Consider the following 584-nt stretch of genomic DNA (forward strand, 5'->3'; position numbering starts at 1 on the left):
GATATTCTAATAACGGCCACGGATAATCTTAATGGCTTTACTCAAACCATCAAATCGGTGTTCCCACAGTCTGCCACTCAGGTTTGTGTCGTACACCAGATACGTAACAGCTGCCGCTATGTAGTCTGGAAAGATAAAAARGAGTTTACAACAGACATGAAAGATGTTTATGCAGCACCCAATAGAGATGCTGCTATGGCTGGTCTCGATGCCCTGGATGCTAAGTGGAGCGCCAAGTACGCATATGCCATCAAAAGCTGGCGGGAAAACTGGGAAGAACTGACTGTCTTTTTTGACTTCCCTCTGGAGATCAGACAGATCATCTATACAACAAATCTCATTGAAAATCTGAATGGTAAGATTAGAAAATATACCAAAAACAAACTATCCTTCCCTACAGATGAAGCTGTGCTAAAGTCTGTGTACCTAGCATTACGGGAAGTATCAAAAAAATGGACCATGCCCATTAGAAACTGGGGCATGATCCTAAATCAGTTTTTAACTATTTTTGATAAAAGAGTGAGAATCTAACTTTTAATTTGATCCCCCGATTTTTAAGTTTACACACTTAGTGAAATAGTCCC

At 40.1% G+C, this 584-nt stretch carries 1 protein-coding gene; it reads left to right on the forward strand.

What is annotated here, in order from left to right; genetic code table 11:
- Window positions 1-531, forward strand: a 531-nt coding sequence (locus AC1DFM_RS34700; protein ID WP_477081369.1) for an IS256 family transposase, incomplete at its 5' end; no start/stop codon positions are given.
- Window positions 532-584 lie beyond the last annotated feature (53 nt).

It is taken from the genome of Chitinophaga sp. 05T412, from assembly GCF_056396465.1.